Raw genomic sequence first — 18,610 nt, forward strand, 5'->3', positions numbered from 1 at the left:
AATGGTGATATATTAAACTATATTTTCACTTTTGGATAAATGTATAGTTGAAATTCTAAGCTTAATAAAAAATATTTCGGGTTATAAAAATTTAGTGCATAAAGTGAGGTTTTTTATGAAAAAGAATTTTAAATTAATTGTATTGATGCTATTAGGAATAATAATATCACCTAGTATTGTAAGTGCAAAATGCAATAATGAATTTGAATATTTTATTACACCAAAATCAGAAGAATGGAAAAAATATAGTGCTTATGAATTACAGGATAAATTAAATATCCCTAAAGAAAATGTGGATAAATTAAATACAAAAGACTTGTTAGACTTAGTCTTAGATTATCCATTCATTGGAGATGTCTATGCTTTTAATACTGTAGAAGATGGAATTAACGAGATTAGAAAGAGATTTAATCCACTAGATGTTCTATTAAATAGAGAAGATATAGCAAAAGTATTATATAATAGATATATTAATTTAGAAAATCCAGTTATATCAAAAAATATAAAATGCGAAGAGAGTGATGATTGTTTAAAGATTAATTTCATAGAATTTCTTCTTGAAAAAAATGAAGTGTTCATAAAGTTAAATGAAGAACAGATCAGAGAAATATCAAAAAAAGCTGTGAAGATGAGTCTTGAATCAGAAATTGAATCAGAATTTGAAAAAAAAGACTCGGTATTTAGTGAGTGTTATACTGATGAATTAAAAAAATCATCTTCTGGTGTGTATACGCCTAGAGGAACGTATGTGGAAGCTTTTATATTAGGCGAACAGTTATCACAATCAAAGAAAAATGAAATAAATTCATATTTTGACAAGACTTATCCTAATGCAAAAAGATTAAGAGGTGCAACTACAAATTATAATTGCCATTCTTATGCATGGTATAGTACGTCAGCGAATAATAGATATTGGATAAACGATACATCTCCATATAAAAATGATGGAAGCTATACAAATGTTGGATTTCTACCAAAACATTCTGGCCAAATATTATATTATCCAGTTGAAGGAGGACATAGTGCAATTGTTAATAGAACAAGCTCTAATATTTGGGGAGTTAATATGACTTCTAAGTGGGGCAGGGCAGGACTTTACAATCATAACTATGGAAATGATCCTTATGCATCTGGAGCTCTTAATATAAGTAATTGGAGAAAAAATTAAGATTTTTATAACACTTTAATTAAAATAATAAAAATATATGGTAGTTATTATAGCAACTAAAATTTATAAAGAGGTTAATTTTATGATTTATGAAAATTCTTATAGGTATAAAAACGGAGATAGTTTAATTTTTAGAATGATTTTATAATTTGAAAAATTTATATTTTAATTTAGGAGGAATATTATGAAATTTAAAAATAAAGTTATCAGTAGTTTTTTATTAGTAAGTGCTTTAGTTACTCCGATAGTTGCATATGCAGCTAAAGAGAGTCTGGATGGAGGAAGCGGAACTTGGCTTGGTGGTATAGATAACCATGTTGTCTATTCTAAAGTATGGGATAATAAAGTGGATGGAAGAAGGTATCATGTAACTGTATGGGTTAAAGATGATAATGGAGATAAAGATGAATTAACAGGGACAACCTATGGTGTTAAGGAAGCTGGTGAAGTGAAGATTACCAAAACTGCATCTTACGATCACTGGTTTACTCCTAATAAGGCTGGTTATAAGAATTTCAGTGTTATAACAAATTATAGTATGGATTATAATGAAATGGATACTGCACCTACTCCTGCTGAACTTGAAGTTAATTTGTGGGATGAGTTACAATAGTATTGAATTGTAATAACATGGGGAGTGAGAATTCTCACTCCCTTACTTTTATTATTGAAGGTGATTATTATGAAAAAATTATTTACATTGACAGGTGTTTTTGCAGGAATATACTTAGTATTTTTATTCATACTTTTTTCAAGTTCTCTGATTTTCCCTAATACTCAGGGACAGTTGTATGACTGTATGTTAGAAAAAACAATTACTGCAAATGAATTAAGTTCCATATCGAATAAATATAAAATTACAACATTTACAACTGAATATAAAAACACTAGTTTTTTTGAAAAAGACATAACCTTTAATTATTTTAATAATTCAGATGCCGACAATATTAGATATGGATTGCAAAAAAAGATAATTAGAACTAATAAAATCGTGTATGAGGAAAATTTAAATAAGGAATTAAAAATACAAAGATTTTGGGCTATAAATAATGATGAAACCAATTTCAAGTTGTTTTCTGAAGATTTAAAAGAGTATGGATTACAAAAAGAGGCATTTGAAAGTCATAGAATGAATTTCTCCATTGTTTTTGCGGAAAGAAACATTGAGTTTTTTATATGTGTAATGATGTTTTTGATTTTTTGCGTAAGTATATATTATATATTGCGAAGCAAGGAAATTGCAATAATGAAATTGAATGGGTACAATGTCTTTCTTATATCTATGAAAATTTTAGTAAGAGCAATTAAACAGATTTCGATAGGATATACCTTAATAGGGTTGGTTTTTATTGTTTATTTAAGTTTGCTGAATAAGACTTTGATTGGTGATTTTTTAAGATTATATATATATATTTTTGTTTGCTTATTTGTCGTAATGTCAGTTATATTAATAATCGGTGCAATTTTTGTTAAAATATTAAAAATAGTGCCGGCTTTAAAAAATAACAAAAACAATAAAATTCTTATTATCTTGTTGGTGGTGTTTAAGGTAGCTATAACAGGAATATTTATATTTTCTGCAACTCATTTATGTAATGACTATTTAGACTACAAATTAACCGGTGAGGGTTATGAAAGCATAGAAAATAAGAATTTTAATTATATAAAAACATCAAAAACACCAGATGAAAATTTAATGAAAAATATTTTGATTGCTATGGGAAATAGTAATTCACAAGATATTTATAATTATTCAAACCCAACCTATAGTCTAAGTGGACATGAGGTATTTAATAATATCAAAAAAAGAGAAGAAATGATTACTAACCCACCTGTAATTAGAATGTCTCATAATATGCTAAAATATATAAAGATATATTCAGAGGATAATTCTGTTCTTGATGTAAAATCTTTTGTTAACAGTAAAGAAACGATTTTATTGTTACCTAACAACTTGAAAAATAGAGAAAATGAAATACTAAAAAAATTTGATTATATATCAAATCCAAAAGTTATATATATAAAAGATAAACAAGAACATTTTAATTTCTTAAGACCTAACGAAAAAGTTTATAATGCTATTTATTTATTGAAGCCTATAGAAAGAAGTATTTATTTTAATAATGGTAGAGTTATTTTTGGCAAAGAAGCAACAACTAAAATGGAAAAATATTTACTGAAAATAGGAGCAGATAAAGGAACAGTACAACTTGTTAACTTGGAGTCTGAACACAAAAAAATGTTAGATAATATGCAATTGAAATTGATAGATAATATTCAATTATTTTTAATAAATACGTTATCGTTTTTCTTAGCAATTATTGCAGTTGGTGTTGTTTACTGCGAATTTAGAAAAAAAGAGATTGCGATAATGAAAGTATCGTCACAAAAACCACTCAGGGTGATTTTTGTATTATGTAGTATAAATATAGCAATTACAACAGGAATAAGTTTGATTTTGAATCCGTTGTTATGTGTGGTTTGTGGATTGGAAATTGTAGTATATCTTCTAATTGTTTATTTATATTATACGAGAAAAGCTGTGAGTGTTTTGAAGGGTGAATAATTTTCACAAGGAGGATTTTATGATTGAGCTTAAAAAAGTATCCAAATCGTATGGAGAAAAAATATTATTTCAAAATTTTGATTGTAATGTAAAAAAAGGAGAGTTTGTAGGTATTAAAGGTTGCTCAGGAAGTGGCAAATCAACCCTTTTAAATATAATAGGCTTGTTAGAAAACTGTGATAGTGGAGATATCATAATAGATGGCCATAAAGTAGATCATAAAGATAAGAAGATGATAAATAAATTATTAAAAACATATATAGGTTATCTATTTCAAAATTTTGCGTTGATAGATGACTTTACAGTTTTAGATAATTTATCAATAGGAATTAGTGGCAACAAGAACGAAAAAATTAATAAGATAAAAAAGGTTCTTGAAGATTTAAATTTAGATGTCGATTTAAATACGAAAATATTCAAACTTTCTGGAGGTGAGCAACAGAGAATTGCAATAGCAAGACTTATATTACAAAATAAGTCTATAATATTAGCGGATGAACCAACTGCATCGGTTGATCCGCAAAACAGAGATATAATTTTAGATATATTAAAAAAATTGAACAAAGAAGGAAAAACGATTATTTTAGTTTCACATGATGACTATGTGATAGAACATACAGATAGAGTTATATTCTTATAAATTATATTATAAAAGGACTATGGTAAAATACTTTAGTCCTTTTATAATATTTTAGATTTAGTAACTCGGATTGGAGAGTAAAACTTCCAACCTGAGTTGATTGAAAAATAGAAACGGAGAAAATAAATATGAAAGAATTAGAAAATGTAATGATTAAATTAGAAAAAGTTACAAAGAAAAAAGAGCAGATGGACAATCAAATTAAGCTATTGAAACAGAAAGAAAAGAAGCTTAAAAGAAGTGCAAAAACAAAAAGAAAAGTAAGGAAAGGTGGAGTGTTTGAAGCCTTTGAAAGAGAAATTACAGGTATGCAGGAAGAAACAAATAATGATTTGATCTATGACTTTTTAGACTATATCCTATCAGATAATAGGAATAGAGAAAAACTAAAGGAACTTACAGAAATTTATCTTAGAGACAGAGAAATTCCTGTAGAAGAAATTGAAAATCTTGATGATGAAAATGATAGCTTAGATAATCTAAAAGACGAAAACTTAGATGAAGATTTGGAAGCTGGCTTTTTAGAAAGTTAAGATTAAAAAATAAAGAATAGATAGGTGGCTTTTATGAAAAAATTAGAGCAAATAAGACAAGAATCAAAAGAAATAAAAGATAAAATAGATGATACAGAAGAAAAACTAAGGCAACTAAAAAATCAAGAAAAAAAGATACTAAAACAAGACATAGTAAAAAGAAGAAAAGAAAGAACTCATAGGCTCATAACAAGAGGAGCAATCTTAGAAAGCCTTATAGAAAATGCAGAAGAACTAACAGATGAAGAAATAAAAATCTTACTTGAAGAAGCAACAAAGACAAAAGAATTTAAAGAAACACTAAAAATAATAAGAGAAAATTAGGGAAAATAAAATAACCAAATCTCCCTTAGATTTTCTAAGGGCGCAATTATACACCCTAAAGGGTGCTTGCGTGCCTTTAGAGCCAAACCCTTGCAGAGACCAACAACCATTCGCTTTTTAAAAGTCAAGGGTAAATAAACTCGCTAACGCTCGCCCTTGACTTTTAAAATTTGAAATGAACAAAACAATTAAGCCGACTAACTGCCTGTACCCGTAAGGGTGAAACAACAAAAATTAATTCAGTAGTCGGCTTTTTCTATTCTATCATTTCAAAACGCTCATTCACAAAGTGGATATAGAAAATCTTCTAAGCCTCCACCTAAAACAACAAAAAAAGAAAGGAAGTGATATAATGGCAGACAGTTTTCATTTTTCAGTAAACATAATATCAAGAGGAAAAGGAAAAAGTGCAGTAGCAAGTGCAGCATATATAAGTGGAGAAAAAATAAAAAATGAATGGGACGGAGTAACCCATGACTATACAAGAAAAGAAAAAGTATTAGTAAAAAATATAATATTACCTGATCATATACCAAAAGAATTTAATGATAGGTCTACCTTATGGAATAAAGTAGAAATGGCAGAAAAAAATTCTAATGCACAACTAGCAAGACAATTCATAATAGGACTACCAAAAGAATTAACTTTAAGTGAAAATAAAAACCTAGTCGAAAGATTTATAAAAGAAAATCTAACATCCCAAGGAATGATAGTAGATTATGCAATTCATGGTGAGAGTCAAGATAAAAATGGAAATATCCATTGTCATATCATGACCATAATGCGACCCATAAACGAAAAAGGAGAGTTCTTAGCAAAGTCAAAAAAAGAATATATCCTAGATGAAAAAGGAGAAAAAGTTTTAAACAAAAATGGAAAACCCAAGACAAGAAAAGTAGAACTAACAACCTGGAATGATAAGGGCAATGTAGAAAAATGGAGAGAAAATTTTTCAGACCTTTGCAATGAATATCTATCAAAAAACAAGATAGAAAAAAGAGTAGACCATAGGAGTTTTAAAAGGCAAGGCATAAAACAAATACCAACAATACATCTAGGAGCAAGTGCTAGTGCAATGGAAAGAAAAGGGATAAGAACGGAAAAAGGAGATATAAATCGTGAAATAAAAAAACAGAATGAACTATTAAAAAACATAGGCAATGAAATAAAGAAAATAACATCTTGGTTAGCAGGCTTTAAAGATAAGCTAAAAGAATCATATAGGGAATATAAAGACCAAAGTAAAAAGCAAATCGAAAATGAATCAGGACTCTTTAACCTTTATGAATATTTAAGCTTCTATCAAGAAATGCAAGAAAATAATAGAGCTGAATTATCATTTTATGGGAAAAGAAACAAGGCAATCTATGATCTAAAAAGATATGCAAGTGGAATAAATTATCTAAGAGAAAATAAAATAAAAACCATATCAGATCTACAAGGACATATAAACACCCTAAGAAGTAAAAACACTGAGATATATAAGACCATAAAAGAAAACAGTCAAAAGATAGAAGACCTTAATAAATGCTTAGCCTATGCAAAGACTGTAAGAAAAACAAAAGCAACCTACCAAGAATATGAAAGCAAGAAAATATTCAAAGAAAGCTTCTACAAGAATAATCAAAAGGAAATAGACCAACATATAAGGGCAAGAAACTTAATTGAAAAAATCAGCGGAAAGAAAAATTTAAGAGAAAAAGAATGGTTAGGAGAAATTAAAAGCTTAGAAGATGAAATTAATATATTAAATACAGAGTCAGAAAAGATAAGGGAAAGATACAAGGAAATAAATCATATCAAATATGCAGTAGAAGTAGTGAATAAAGAATATGGTATCGACCTATCAATAGAAATTGACAAGGCAATCAAGAGAGGAGAAAAAGAAAGTATCATAGAAAAGATAAAAGAATATAAGCAAGATAGTGATAGCTTTAATAAAAAAAGACAAATGACTAAAGACTATTACAAAAATCAAGAAAGATAAGACCTGGTAAAAATATCTTATCCAAGCTATAATATGACCAAGAAAATAAAGGCAGATCTAGGAGGTAATAGAGATGAATAAAAGGCAAGAGCTAATAGATGAACTCATAAAAGCAGATCAAGATGGAACATACAAAACATATAAAAGCACAGAAGAAATAAAAGTAATGAGCAATGAGGAAATACAAGTTTTACACTCCAACATGAAAAACTATCTATCAGACAAAAGAACACACATAAACTACTAAAGGTGGAAAGGCATTGTAAGCTATTTAAAAGTATAAAAGGTACAAAGACCTAAGAAATATATAAAAACATCAAAATAAGCGTTCCACCACCAAGAACAATAAAATAAAAACAAGCAAAGGGAAGTATAGAAAAATTAAAGCCTATACTTCCCTTTTTTTAATTCAAACAAAGGAGATAAAACATGATAAACGAAGAAATAAGCAAAGAAGCAGGTCAAGCAGCACAAACCATAATAACATACACAATAAAGGCAGCAAAAGAATCAATCAACTTAGACAAAGAAATAAGAAAAAAGATGAATGAAACTTTAGAGAAAGCCAATGGAAACCTAAAAAGCCTTATGGGCGATGAAATGAAAATAAAAGACCTCTACAAAAAAGGACAACTAGAAAATATAAGCATAGATCAAAGCGACCTAAAAGACTTAAAAAAAGAACTAAACAAACTTGGAGTAAGTTTCTCAGTAATGAAAAACAAAGAAAGCAAAAACTATGAAATATTCTTCCAAGCCAAAGACATAAAAGTAATGGAATATGCCTTTAAGCAAGTCATAGCCAAAGAAAATAAAAAAGAAAAAGAAAGTATCCTAAAGCAAATAAAGAAATACAAAGACCTATCTAAGAACAAGGATAAGACAAAAGAAAAAGTCAAAAGGAAAGTAAAAGAAAAAGTAAAACCAAGCAAAAAAGATATGACCAGATAAATCTAAGGGAGTAACGAAAAGTTACACCCTTAAATAACCACAATAACAAGACTTCCGAAAATCGGAAATCAAGAATTTCGATTATCGAAAATCAAGAAAGGAGCAGATATGGCAACAAACAAAAGATATTATTGGATAAAATTAAAAAAAGAATTTTTTACAGACAAAATAAACAGAGGACATTGTCCTTAATGAGTCCAACCCATGTCCGACAAGAGATAGAGATAGAGAAAGATATAGAGATAGATAAAGAGAGAGAGGGAGAGATAGAAAAAATTTAACGTTTTTGGTATAATCACATTAATTAAACTAAATGTGTAATGATAAAATGAGCTTGTTTACCGTAAGCTGATTGTGATAAAAAGATTAAAACTCCCACCATTGGAGCAAGAAATAGATAAAATAAAGAAAATCAGATTGGAGTGATGAGAATGAATAAAAAAGATTTAGCTATTGTAGGAGATAGTGAATATATAAAAATGCTTGAGAAAATAAAAAAATCATATACAAGCAGGCAACTTAAAGCAGCAGTTTCGGTCAATTCTGAAATGCTAAAGTTTTATTATAGTTTAGGAGAAGAAATTATTAGCTTAAAAGCAGAAAGCAGATGGGGAAGCGGATTCTATAAAAAATTAAGTTCGGATTTAAAAAATGAAATTCCCAATGTTAAAGGATTTTCTGTTACTAATTTAAAATATATGAAGAAATTTTATGAAATGTATTCGCCATTAAATCGTCCACAGTTTGTGGACGATTTACAAATATCTAAAGTCGGTGGAGATTTTAATATGATTTTTAGTATCCCATGGGGACATCAAAGATATATTATGGATAGATGTGAGGGAAATTTGAATAAAGCATTTTTCTTTATATCTAAAACATTAGAAAATAGCTGGAGTAGAGCTGTGCTTTTAAATTTCTTGGATACAGATCTGTTTGAGAGACAAGGAAAAGCAATAACAAATTTCACAAATAATTTGCCTGCAACCCAAAGTGATTTAGCTAATGAAATGACAAGAGATCCGTATAATTTTGACTTTATATCTATAAGGCAAAATTATGATGAAAAAGAATTGAAAGACGCTTTGATGGATAATATTCAAAAATTCTTATTGGAACTAGGGACAGGTTTTTCGTTCGTGGGCAGAGAATATAGACTTGTAGTTGGAAATTCAGAAGAATTTATTGATATGTTATTCTACAACATTAAGCTACATTGCTATGTAGTTGTGGAGGTTAAAATTTCCGCATTTAAACCTGCGGATATAGGACAACTTGGAACCTATGTAACATCTGTAAACCATATATTAAAGGGAGATGGGGATAATCAAACAATAGGTCTTTTAATCTGTAAGACAAAGGATAATGTATTGGCAAAATATGCTTCTGAAAGCTCCAGAGAGCCTATTGGAATTTCAGAATATCATCTACAAAACTTAATTCCTGAAAGTTTAAAGGGAGCATTACCAACCATAGAAGAAATTGAAAACGAACTAAAATAAATTTTAAAAACATAATAAATGTACACAAGGCGGTAGAAGTAAAAACTATCGTCTTTTTTTATTTGAAGAAAGGTAGGAGAGCATGGCAGATAAAAGAATGTTTTCACTAAAGATAGTGGATAGCGACTTATTTTTGGATATGCCACTAAGTAGTCAATGTCTGTATTTTCATCTATCAATGAGGGCAGATGATGATGGTTTTGTAAATAATCCTAAGAAAATCATCAAGATTATCGGAGCTAATGAAGATGACCTAAAAATACTTATTACCAAAGGCTTTGTGATAGTCTTTGATCAGGGAATTATCGTCATTACTCATTGGAAGATAAATAACTTTATTAGAAAAGACAGATACAAGCCAACAATGTATATCGATCAGAAACAACAGCTTTATCAAACGGAAAATGGAGCATATATTTCAGAAGAAAAAGTTGGTTGTCATCTGGTTAACCAAAGGTTGTCAAGTGGTCAACCCAGTATAGGTAAGGGTAGATTAGATAAGGTTAGTATAGATAAGGGGAGAGAAGAACAGTCCACCCCCATCTTTTATGGAGAATTCAAAAATGTAAGGTTAAGCAAAGAAGAATATAAAAATCTTAAAGAAAAATTAAACTCACACAAAGAAATAATGATAAATAAGCTATCAAGATACATGAAAAGTAGTGGCAAGACCTATCAAAACCACTATGCAACAATCTTAAAATGGTATGAAGAAGATAAAGAAAAACTAACACATCAAGGTGGAAATAAAAAAATGAACTATGATGTAGGAGAATCTTTATAGATAAAAAGAGGTGGAAAGGCATTATTAAAGACTTTAAGTCTAAAAAGGTATCAAAGTATGCCAGAGATAATAAAAATGTAAATATGACACTTTAAAGGCGATTAGAAAATTAAAAATCTAATCGCCTTTTTTTATTGCATGAAAGGATAAGCTATGACAAAAAGACAAACAAAATACATTGTAAAAAGAAATTATGATAATAGAAGAACAGACACAGAAGCTTTTCTAAGACTAATAAAAAAATCAAGCAAATTAAATAAGGCTAATGAAATTGAGTATAACAAATATAATATTGATAGTAATAAAAAAGAGTGCTATAATAAAAATAGTTTTAGAGAAAGTTGTGTTATTTCCGAAAACTCAAATAAGGAGGAATAGGAAATGATACAAACAAATTCAAATCACTTTTCATTCAAAGCTGCAATTTATTGCAGACTATCTAAAGATGATGAGCAGAAAGGAGAGAGTGCCAGCATACAAAACCAAAAGGAACTTTTAGAAAACTATGTAAAATCAAGGGGTTGGAGTATTTACGATGTATATATAGATGATGGATATACTGGATTAAATACAAATAGACCATCATTTCAAAGACTAATTAGAGATATTGAAAATAAAAAAGTGGATATAGTCATCACTAAGGACTTATCAAGGCTTGGAAGAAACTATTTGCAGACTGGATACTATACAGAAAATTTTTTCCCAAAGAACAATGTCAGATATATAGCTTTAAATGATGGAGTAGATACCTTTCAAGAAAACAACGAAATAGTTCCTTTTAAAAATGTTTTAAACGAGTTTTATTCAAGAGATGTTTCCAAAAAGATGAAATCTGCTTATATGACAAGGGCAAGGCAAGGAAAATTTATTGGTTGTCTTGCTCCAATAGGATATAGGAAAGACAATGATGATCCACATAAACTAGTAATCGATGATGAAACTTCATGGATTGTTGAAAAAATTTTTGATCTTGCTTTTAGTGGTTATGGAGTACAAGCAATTAGAAGAAGACTTTTTGAAGAAAAAATACCTACACCTACCTGGTGGAATAGAAAAAAAGGACTTAGAAATAAAAAAACTAAGTTAGAAATGACCGTAGATGGTGGAGAGTATTGGTGGGACTGCACAACCCTAAAAGAAATTATTGAAAACCCAGTTTATATTGGTCATATTGCTAGTCAAAAAGTTAATTATAAATTCAAAGTAGGTTGGTTATCCGATAAACCTAAAGAGGAATGGATAATAGTAGAAAATACACACGAACCAATTATTTCTGAAGATATTTATAATATAGCAAATGAAAAATTAAAGAGCAGGAGAAGACCATTTAAAAATGGAGAAGAAAGCATATTTGCAGGCATTGTGAAATGTCCCGATTGTGGAAAATCTTTAAATCTTGGAAGAAACAAATCGAAAAAAAGAGAAAAGTTACTCACTTGTAACACTTATAGAAGATACGGAAAGTCATTATGTAGTCAACATAGAATTTATTACGATACTCTTTATGAGATAGTGCTTAAGGATATTAGAAAAAATGCAGAAATAGCATTAAAAGATGAAAAAGAAATTATAAAAGCACTTGAAAAATCACGAGAAATTGATAATGAAGAAGAACAAAAATTTATTATGGATAAGATTTACGAAGATCAAATAAGAGTAGAAGACTTAACTAAAAAGATTGAAAGATTATATGATGACTGGCTAGACAATAAGATAAGTGAAAGTAACTTCCAAAAAATTCTTGAAAAATCACAAAACGAACAAGATTATCTAAATCAAAGAATAAAAGATAATCAAAAATTGATTGTCAAAGAAGATCTTGAAGATATTAATGTTAAAAAATGGATTGAACTCATAAAAAAACATAGGGATATAAAGAAGCTGGACAAAGAAACCTTAAACGAACTCATCTCAAAAATCTATGTTCACGAAAAAGAAGTAGTGAATGGAGAAATCACCCAAACAATTGATATTTACTACAATTTCATAGGAAATACAGACACACTACAAGTATTTTACAATCTCTAATTAGGCATAAAGCAGCTTATGGCTGGTGGGGGAATTGTACTAATCGGTATTAAATTAATTCCACTACTTGCAAATGTACTCAAGTAAGAAGAAAAGGAGAAATTAAATGTTTGGGATATTCGACAAGATAGAGGAGTTTTTCAAAGACCTTCTACTGGGCGGTATCCAAGCAAATCTTGAGTCCATGTTTCTTGACATCAACGATAAAGTTGGTGCGATTGCAACGGATGTGGGAAAGACACCAATGGGGTGGAACGGTCAGGTTTTCAGTTTTATTAAAAGCATTAACGATTCCGTTATCATTCCCATTGCAGGGCTAATCATTACGGCAGTCCTTTGTATCGAGCTTATCAATATGGTTATGCAAAAGAACAATATGCACGATACGGATACCTTTGAATTTTTCAAATACATCATAAAGATGTGGATTGCCGTATGGTTAGTGTCTCATGCTTTTCAGTTTTCTATGGCAGTCTTTGATGTGGCACAGCACATGGTAAATAAAGCGGCAGGGGTTATCAATACCTCTGCCGTTATCTCCGGAGATCAGATTGTAACGATGGTAGAAGGCTTAAAGGAAAAAGGTCTTGGAGAGCTTGTCATGATACTCTTTGAAACCTCGCTCATAAAGGTGGCAATACAGGTCATTTCCATTGTGATTATGCTTGTAGTGTACGGAAGAATGTTTGAAATTTATGTTTACTCATCCGTTTCAGCCATTCCATTTGCCACAATGGGAAACAAAGAGTGGGGACAGATTGGAACGAACTATATCAAAGGCTTATTTGCCATAGGACTACAAGGACTCTTTTTAATGGTTTGTCTTGGAATATACGCAGTATTAGTTAAGACAATACAGATAACAGATATACACACAAGTACCTTTACGATACTTGGATATGCGGTTTTGCTGGGGTTAATGATGCTAAAGAGCGGAACACTGGCCAAAAGCGTATTAAATGCACACTAAAAGAAAGGATAGATATGATGAACAAAAGAAAAACAGTATTGATAGCAGTAGCAGTTGGAACAGGTATTTTGGCAGTGATGGATAGAATCAGGCTTCACAGCAAAGTGAATGACTTGGAAGAAAGAACAAAGGACATCGGTCGCTGCCATAATGATTTTTGTCTAATGCAGGAAAGATATAACAGAAGTACAAATGAACAGATTGCAAGCATTCAGGAAGAAATCGGCTCCGTATATGAGCATATAGAGGAGCTTTCAAAGGGTAAAGAAGATGGGAGGTAAGTTATGGCGTATGTACCTATCCCAAAAGACTTAAAGAAGGTAAAAACAAAGGTAGCATTCAACTTGACGAAAAGACAGCTTATCGGTTTTACGATTGCAGGACTGATTGGAATACCAATCTATTTATTTATGCGAAAGGTTGTTCCAAATGATATAGCAGTCATCTTTCTCATTGTGTCTACTCTCCCAATATTTTTTATCACTCTTTTTGAAAAGGACGGACTTAGCTTTGAGAAATACTTTAAGTATATTTACCTTCATAAATTTTATCAGCCACAAAAAAGAGTGAGAAAGGAGGTTTACCTTGAAAGACAAAAGAAAGATTCAGCAGCTAAAGTTAGAACAAAATCAAAAGAAGTTAAGAAGTCAAAAACAGGACTTAAAGCAAAATAAGGGAAAGTCTAAAAAAGACAGGGGCGGATTACTTGACCTTATCTTTAGGAAAGAACCGAAAAGATACACTGTTGAAGATACCATTCCCTATCTTAGACTCTTAAAAAGCGGGATATGTCAGATTGATGAAAAGCATTTTAATAAGAGTATTGCCTTTGAGGATATAAACTATCAGCTTGCCTTAGAAGAAGATAGAGATTTGATTTTTAATCAGTTTGCAAATTTTCTTAATTCCTTTGATCCAAGTGTCAGCATAGAGTTTTCATATATTAATCAGCTTGGCAGAAATGAAGAAATGAAATCAGCTATTCAAATACCGGATAAAAAGGACGGGTTTGACGATATTCGCCTTGAGTTTAGAGAAATGCTGAAAAGTCAGATTGTAAAGGGAAATAACGGACTGAAAAAATCAAAGTATGTAACCTTTACGGTGGAAGCGGATAATTTAGAGCAGGCAACATCAAAACTGGAAAGACTGGAGATAGATATATTATCGAGTCTTAAAAGTATGGGAGTAAGAGCAGAAAGCCTTAACGGAGAGGAAAGGCTAAAGATACTTCATGATGTTTTAAATCCGAATAAGACCTTTGAATTTTCATATAAGGACTTAAAGAAGAAAGAAAGCACAAAGACATACATTGCTCCTGATGAATTTAACTTTACACCGTCAAGGTATTTTAAGTTTGGAAAATTTATCGGAGCAGCAAGTCATTTTCAAATCCTTGCAAGTGAGCTTTCAGACCGTATGCTTGCCGAGTTTTTGGATATAGATGATAACATCAATATTTCTTTTCACATCAAGGCAATCGAACAGTCAGAAGCCATCAAGATGGTAAAAAGGAAAAATACCGATATTGACAAGATGAAGATTGAGGAAAACAAAAAGGCTGTAAGGTCGGGATATGATATGGACATTCTTCCAAGTGATTTAATCACCTATGGGGAAGATGTAAAAAGCCTCTTAAAAGATCTTCAGACAAGAGATGAAAGAATGTTTGTTGTAACCATTATCTTTATGAACTTTGCAAGGACAATTCAAAAGCTGGACAATACCATTTCTCAAATCAGCTCTATTGCCAATCAGCATAATTGCAAGTTAAAAAGGCTTGACCATTCCCAAGAGCAGGGCTTAATCAGTGTACTTCCACTTGGGGTAAATAAGATTGAAATTGACAGAGGACTAACCTCATCATCTACGGCAGTATTTATGCCTTTTACCACAGAGGAGCTTTTCATAAATTCGGCGAACAGTTTGTACTATGGACTAAATGCCCTAAGTCATAACCTGATTATGGCAGACAGAAAGAAACTGAAAAATCCAAACGGTCTAATTCTCGGAACTCCGGGAAGCGGTAAGTCCTTTAGTGCAAAAAGAGAAATGGCAAATGCCATTCTTACAACCGATGACGATGTTATTATCTGCGATCCGGAGGGCGAGTATGGAAACCTTGTGCGTCAGTTTAAAGGAGAAGTCATAAAGGTCAGCAGTAAGTCAAAAGACTATCTCAATCCTTTAGATATAAATATGAACTATGGCGATGGGGACGCACCGCTGAAAGATAAGGCAAACTTCATTATGTCAATGCTTGAGCTTGTAGTAGGTGGTAGCGGTCTTACGGCAGAAGAAAAGTCGGTTATAGATAGATGCCTACCTAAGATTTATGAAAAGTATTTTGAAAATCCAAAGCCTTGGAATATGCCTATTCTTCAAAACCTGTATGATATGTTAAAAAATCAGGAAGAAAAAGTCGGCAAAAAACTGGCAACGGAAATGGAGATTTATGTAACAGGCTCTCTTAATGTATTTAACCATCAGTCCAATGTGGACTTAAATAAGCAGCTTCTTTGTTTTGATATTAAGGAACTTGGAAGTCAGCTTAAAAAAATCGGAATGCTTGTTATTCAGGATCAGGTGTGGAATAAGGTATCGCAAAACAGAGGAAATAAGGCTACAAGGTACTATATCGACGAGTTTCACTTGCTTTTAAAAGACGAGCAGACAGCTTCCTATTCCGTAGAGATTTGGAAAAGATTTCGTAAGTGGGGAGGAATCCCGACAGGCATTACACAGAATGTCAAAGACCTACTGATGAGTAAGGAGATAGAAAATATCTTTGACAATACGGACTTTGTCTTAATGCTTAATCAAGCAAGCGGCGATAGAGAAATTTTAGCAAGGAAACTTAAAATATCACAGCCACAGCTAAAATATGTAACCAATTCCAATGCAGGGGAAGGACTTTTGTTCTTTGGAAATACCATTGTTCCTTTCCTTGATAAGTTCCCGAAAGACACAATCCTTTATCAGAAGATGACAACCAAGCCTGAAGAAGTGAGGTAGGCTTATGGGAAAGAAACTGAAAAAGGACTTTAAGGAAAGGCAAAGGGCAAGGATTGAAAAGGAAAGGCTGCAAAGTAATGGCAGCATAGAGCCTGAAGAAAGTAAGTTAAAGCATAACGATGATTACAGAGGGAAAATCGTCCATGACAAAGACAGATTTCAAGATAAGGTTTATGAAAAGGTCAGTAAGAGAAGTTCAGAAACTGAATTAAACAGGAAAACTTCTAAAAGCAATGCAAGGTATAGAAGTCCTGAAACAGGAAGTGTAAGTCAGGAAGAAATTGGAAAAGCTGATTATATTACTGAGGTTAAAGATGGAAAAATCTATGATCCTTTAGGAAAAGACCTCGACAATGATGGGATTATAGACAGATATGACAATGACTTTAGGGATAGCGACTATTTTGAGTCAACCTATGATGTAGAGGATAATCTTCATCATAAAGTAGAAGATACAAAAGGCTTTTCAAAAAGCCAAAAAGCTCAAAAGAAAAATTATAAGAGAAAAAACTATTCCGATAAGCTCTATACCAGAAAAAAGGACAAAGAAGCCAAAGAGGAAAAGGCGGACAGTAAAAAAAGGGGAAAAGAAGCCATTCTGGATAGAGAAAAGAAAAACAGGCTTTCTAAAGAACAGGAAAGAACTTTTAGGGATAAGGCTTCTAAGGTGTCCGCTTTATCAGGACTTGCTAAAGGAAGTGAAACCGTAAGAGATTACTTATCACATGGAAGTGATGAAAATCAAGGTGTAGAGGCAGGAGAAAAAACAGCCGACACAAGCTCAAAACTCATTCATGGCATTAAGAACTATTCAGATAAGAAAAGAGCAAAAAAAGGATATGACCTTACGAATAAGGACTATAAAATTAGAAAGCGAAAATCCAAGTTAGAGTTTCGAGATGCCAAAGAAGAACTGAAAAAGACACAGGAGTATCAAAAAGCAAATAACTTTAAGCGATTTCAAAAGCGAAAGCAGATGAAAGATTCCATTAAAAGGCAGAATAAGTCAAGGCTTAGAGATCGCATTAAGGAAGGGCTTATAGGAAGTCTTAAAAGTTCAAAGGAAGTTATATTAAGAAAAGCGAAGGGACTTATGATTATTTTCATAGGTCTTATTATTTTGGGAACTTTCTTTATCAACTTTGCAGGAACGGGAATGACAGGCTTTATGAACTCCACAAGTTCTGTTCTTACAACAAGCTATTTGTCAAAGCCAAATGTCCTAAATGAAATCAATCAGAACTTTTCCGCTATGGAAAGTGAGCTTCAAAACGAGGTTGATCATGTCAAAGAGAATTATCCCGGATATGACGAGTACATCCTAAATAACACAGAGTACATCGGGCATAATGTCCATGAGCTTTTATCCTACATTACATCAAGGTGCGGAGAAGTAAAGAATGTATCGGAAGTAAGCTCTGTATTAAATGAGCTTTTTAAGTCCATGTATGACCTTGAGTATAAGGAAGAAGTAGAAATCAGATACAGGACAGTTACAGAAACCTATACCGATGAAGATGGAAATGAATATACCGAAAGCCATGAAGAACCTTACGAGTACAAGAAACTCATTGTAACCCTTCATAAAAGGGAAATGGACAGCATTATAAAGGAAGTCTTTGCAAACTATCCTGACAATCTGAAACACTATGAAGCTTTATTCCTTGCTCAAGGCAATATGGGAGAAGCCTTTGGTAATAGCGACCTTATTGCTTCCAATGGAGGTATCGGAGGTGGAAAAGAATATGAAGCTTCTACGGAAGTTCAAAAGAAGATTGTAAATGCTGCATACATTACGCCATCTCCGGGTGCAGGCTGGTGTGCTATGTGGGTATCGCAGGTTTATCAAAATGCAGGACTTGGATATATCGGAGGAAATGCCTGTGATATGTACCGAAACCACACCTTTACATCAGATAAATCAAAACTCAAGGTAGGAATGCTTATTGCAGTTGAAAGCAGTAGTAGTGGAAGTACAGCAGGACTTACCTATGGTCATGTAGGAATTTATATAGGCGATGGCAAGGTAATAGATAATATCGGTCGAATCAGAGTAACAACTTTAGATGATTGGATAGCAACTTTCTGCAAGCACCATCCAGTAGGCTTCGGCTTTCCGCCAAATGTAAACAGATAAGGAGG

The 18,610-nt window shown here is 31.6% G+C and carries 18 protein-coding genes and 1 pseudogene; all 19 read left to right on the plus strand.

Going from position 1 to position 18,610, the window contains the following annotated elements; translation table 11 throughout:
• Nucleotides 1-115 precede the first annotated feature (115 nt).
• The 19 genes and pseudogenes from LK443_RS03010 (at nt 116) to LK443_RS03100 (ending at nt 18,605) form a co-directional block, all read left to right on the plus strand.
• Complete coding sequence (locus LK443_RS03010; protein ID WP_227932067.1) at nt 116-1,168, plus strand: hypothetical protein; 1,053 nt, start codon at nt 116-118, stop codon at nt 1,166-1,168.
• Nucleotides 1,169-1,352: 184 nt separating this feature from the next.
• Entirely contained in the window at nt 1,353-1,781 is a 429-nt protein-coding gene (locus tag LK443_RS03015; RefSeq protein ID WP_227932068.1) for a hypothetical protein, read from the plus strand.
• Between the two features lie 69 nt (nt 1,782-1,850).
• The gene (locus tag LK443_RS03020) at nt 1,851-3,734 is read left to right on the plus strand and encodes a hypothetical protein (RefSeq protein ID WP_227932069.1); all 1,884 of its coding nucleotides are present in this window, start codon (nt 1,851-1,853) and stop codon (nt 3,732-3,734) included.
• Nucleotides 3,735-3,753: 19 nt separating this feature from the next.
• The gene (locus LK443_RS03025; RefSeq protein ID WP_227932070.1) at nt 3,754-4,374 is read left to right on the plus strand and encodes an ATP-binding cassette domain-containing protein; all 621 of its coding nucleotides are present in this window, start codon (nt 3,754-3,756) and stop codon (nt 4,372-4,374) included.
• A gap of 128 nt (nt 4,375-4,502) precedes the next feature.
• Complete coding sequence (locus LK443_RS03030) at nt 4,503-4,907, plus strand: hypothetical protein (protein ID WP_227932071.1); 405 nt, start codon at nt 4,503-4,505, stop codon at nt 4,905-4,907.
• Nucleotides 4,908-4,940: 33 nt separating this feature from the next.
• Nucleotides 4,941-5,231: a DUF3847 domain-containing protein gene (locus LK443_RS03035; protein ID WP_227932072.1), complete on the plus strand. Its 291-nt coding sequence runs from the start codon at nt 4,941-4,943 to the stop codon at nt 5,229-5,231.
• A 352-nt stretch (nt 5,232-5,583) separates the two neighbouring features.
• Nucleotides 5,584-7,218 (plus strand): MobQ family relaxase, encoded by a 1,635-nt coding sequence (gene mobQ / locus LK443_RS03040; protein ID WP_227932073.1) that lies wholly within the window; start codon nt 5,584-5,586, stop codon nt 7,216-7,218.
• A gap of 73 nt (nt 7,219-7,291) precedes the next feature.
• Nucleotides 7,292-7,465, plus strand: a complete 174-nt coding sequence (locus tag LK443_RS03045; protein ID WP_227932074.1) for a hypothetical protein — start codon at nt 7,292-7,294, stop codon at nt 7,463-7,465.
• Between the two features lie 182 nt (nt 7,466-7,647).
• Nucleotides 7,648-8,169 (plus strand): PcfB family protein, encoded by a 522-nt coding sequence (locus tag LK443_RS03050; RefSeq protein ID WP_227932075.1) that lies wholly within the window; start codon nt 7,648-7,650, stop codon nt 8,167-8,169.
• Nucleotides 8,170-8,600: 431 nt separating this feature from the next.
• On the plus strand, nt 8,601-9,671 hold the full coding sequence (locus tag LK443_RS03055; protein WP_227932076.1) for a PDDEXK nuclease domain-containing protein: 1,071 nt from the start codon (nt 8,601-8,603) through the stop codon (nt 9,669-9,671).
• Nucleotides 9,672-9,753: 82 nt separating this feature from the next.
• A complete protein-coding gene (locus tag LK443_RS03060; RefSeq protein WP_227932077.1) occupies nt 9,754-10,455 on the plus strand; it encodes a replisome organizer in 702 nt (233 codons plus the stop codon).
• A 153-nt stretch (nt 10,456-10,608) separates the two neighbouring features.
• Nucleotides 10,609-10,833, plus strand: a complete 225-nt coding sequence (locus tag LK443_RS03065; protein WP_227932078.1) for a hypothetical protein — start codon at nt 10,609-10,611, stop codon at nt 10,831-10,833.
• Nucleotides 10,834-10,836: 3 nt separating this feature from the next.
• Nucleotides 10,837-12,483 carry a recombinase family protein gene (locus LK443_RS03070; protein ID WP_070738750.1) on the plus strand — a complete coding sequence of 549 codons (1,647 nt, stop codon included), beginning with the start codon at nt 10,837-10,839 and terminating at the stop codon, nt 12,481-12,483.
• Nucleotides 12,484-12,486: 3 nt separating this feature from the next.
• Nucleotides 12,487-12,570: pseudogene (locus tag LK443_RS03075) on the plus strand (Maff2 family mobile element protein); the annotation flags it as partial.
• 19 nt (nt 12,571-12,589) lie between these two features.
• A complete protein-coding gene (locus LK443_RS03080) occupies nt 12,590-13,453 on the plus strand; it encodes a VirB6/TrbL-like conjugal transfer protein, CD1112 family (protein ID WP_050139227.1) in 864 nt (287 codons plus the stop codon).
• 17 nt (nt 13,454-13,470) lie between these two features.
• Nucleotides 13,471-13,734, plus strand: coding sequence for a hypothetical protein (locus tag LK443_RS03085; RefSeq protein ID WP_047200001.1), 264 nt, complete (start codon nt 13,471-13,473; stop codon nt 13,732-13,734).
• Between the two features lie 3 nt (nt 13,735-13,737).
• The gene (locus tag LK443_RS03090) at nt 13,738-14,127 is read left to right on the plus strand and encodes a PrgI family protein (RefSeq protein WP_227932079.1); all 390 of its coding nucleotides are present in this window, start codon (nt 13,738-13,740) and stop codon (nt 14,125-14,127) included.
• Nucleotides 14,039-16,468 (plus strand): VirB4-like conjugal transfer ATPase, CD1110 family, encoded by a 2,430-nt coding sequence (locus LK443_RS03095; RefSeq protein ID WP_227932080.1) that lies wholly within the window; start codon nt 14,039-14,041, stop codon nt 16,466-16,468. Before LK443_RS03090 ends, LK443_RS03095 begins: the two co-directional genes overlap by 89 nt.
• Nucleotides 16,469-16,472: 4 nt before the next feature.
• A complete protein-coding gene (locus tag LK443_RS03100) occupies nt 16,473-18,605 on the plus strand; it encodes a CHAP domain-containing protein (protein ID WP_227932081.1) in 2,133 nt (710 codons plus the stop codon).
• Nucleotides 18,606-18,610 lie beyond the last annotated feature (5 nt).

Origin of the sequence: Granulicatella elegans, assembly GCF_020735385.1 — a bacterium.
Taxonomy (GTDB): Bacteria; Bacillota; Bacilli; order Lactobacillales; family Aerococcaceae; genus Granulicatella; species Granulicatella elegans_B.

What these genes read in the sequence shown, in the direction of transcription:
- LK443_RS03060 (WP_227932077.1), top strand. Translation starts at nt 9,754, where the DNA reads ATGGCAGATAAAAGAATGTTTTCACTAAAGATAGTGGATAGCGACTTA.
- LK443_RS03025 (WP_227932070.1), top strand. Translation starts at nt 3,754, where the DNA reads ATGATTGAGCTTAAAAAAGTATCCAAATCGTATGGAGAAAAAATATTA.
- LK443_RS03100 (WP_227932081.1), top strand. Translation starts at nt 16,473, where the DNA reads ATGGGAAAGAAACTGAAAAAGGACTTTAAGGAAAGGCAAAGGGCAAGG.
- LK443_RS03045 (WP_227932074.1), top strand. Translation starts at nt 7,292, where the DNA reads ATGAATAAAAGGCAAGAGCTAATAGATGAACTCATAAAAGCAGATCAA.
- LK443_RS03080 (WP_050139227.1), top strand. Translation starts at nt 12,590, where the DNA reads ATGTTTGGGATATTCGACAAGATAGAGGAGTTTTTCAAAGACCTTCTA.
- LK443_RS03030 (WP_227932071.1), top strand. Translation starts at nt 4,503, where the DNA reads ATGAAAGAATTAGAAAATGTAATGATTAAATTAGAAAAAGTTACAAAG.
- LK443_RS03035 (WP_227932072.1), top strand. Translation starts at nt 4,941, where the DNA reads ATGAAAAAATTAGAGCAAATAAGACAAGAATCAAAAGAAATAAAAGAT.
- mobQ (WP_227932073.1), top strand. Translation starts at nt 5,584, where the DNA reads ATGGCAGACAGTTTTCATTTTTCAGTAAACATAATATCAAGAGGAAAA.
- LK443_RS03010 (WP_227932067.1), top strand. Translation starts at nt 116, where the DNA reads ATGAAAAAGAATTTTAAATTAATTGTATTGATGCTATTAGGAATAATA.
- LK443_RS03050 (WP_227932075.1), top strand. Translation starts at nt 7,648, where the DNA reads ATGATAAACGAAGAAATAAGCAAAGAAGCAGGTCAAGCAGCACAAACC.
- LK443_RS03055 (WP_227932076.1), top strand. Translation starts at nt 8,601, where the DNA reads ATGAATAAAAAAGATTTAGCTATTGTAGGAGATAGTGAATATATAAAA.
- LK443_RS03065 (WP_227932078.1), top strand. Translation starts at nt 10,609, where the DNA reads ATGACAAAAAGACAAACAAAATACATTGTAAAAAGAAATTATGATAAT.
- LK443_RS03020 (WP_227932069.1), top strand. Translation starts at nt 1,851, where the DNA reads ATGAAAAAATTATTTACATTGACAGGTGTTTTTGCAGGAATATACTTA.
- LK443_RS03090 (WP_227932079.1), top strand. Translation starts at nt 13,738, where the DNA reads ATGGCGTATGTACCTATCCCAAAAGACTTAAAGAAGGTAAAAACAAAG.
- LK443_RS03085 (WP_047200001.1), top strand. Translation starts at nt 13,471, where the DNA reads ATGAACAAAAGAAAAACAGTATTGATAGCAGTAGCAGTTGGAACAGGT.
- LK443_RS03070 (WP_070738750.1), top strand. Translation starts at nt 10,837, where the DNA reads ATGATACAAACAAATTCAAATCACTTTTCATTCAAAGCTGCAATTTAT.
- LK443_RS03015 (WP_227932068.1), top strand. Translation starts at nt 1,353, where the DNA reads ATGAAATTTAAAAATAAAGTTATCAGTAGTTTTTTATTAGTAAGTGCT.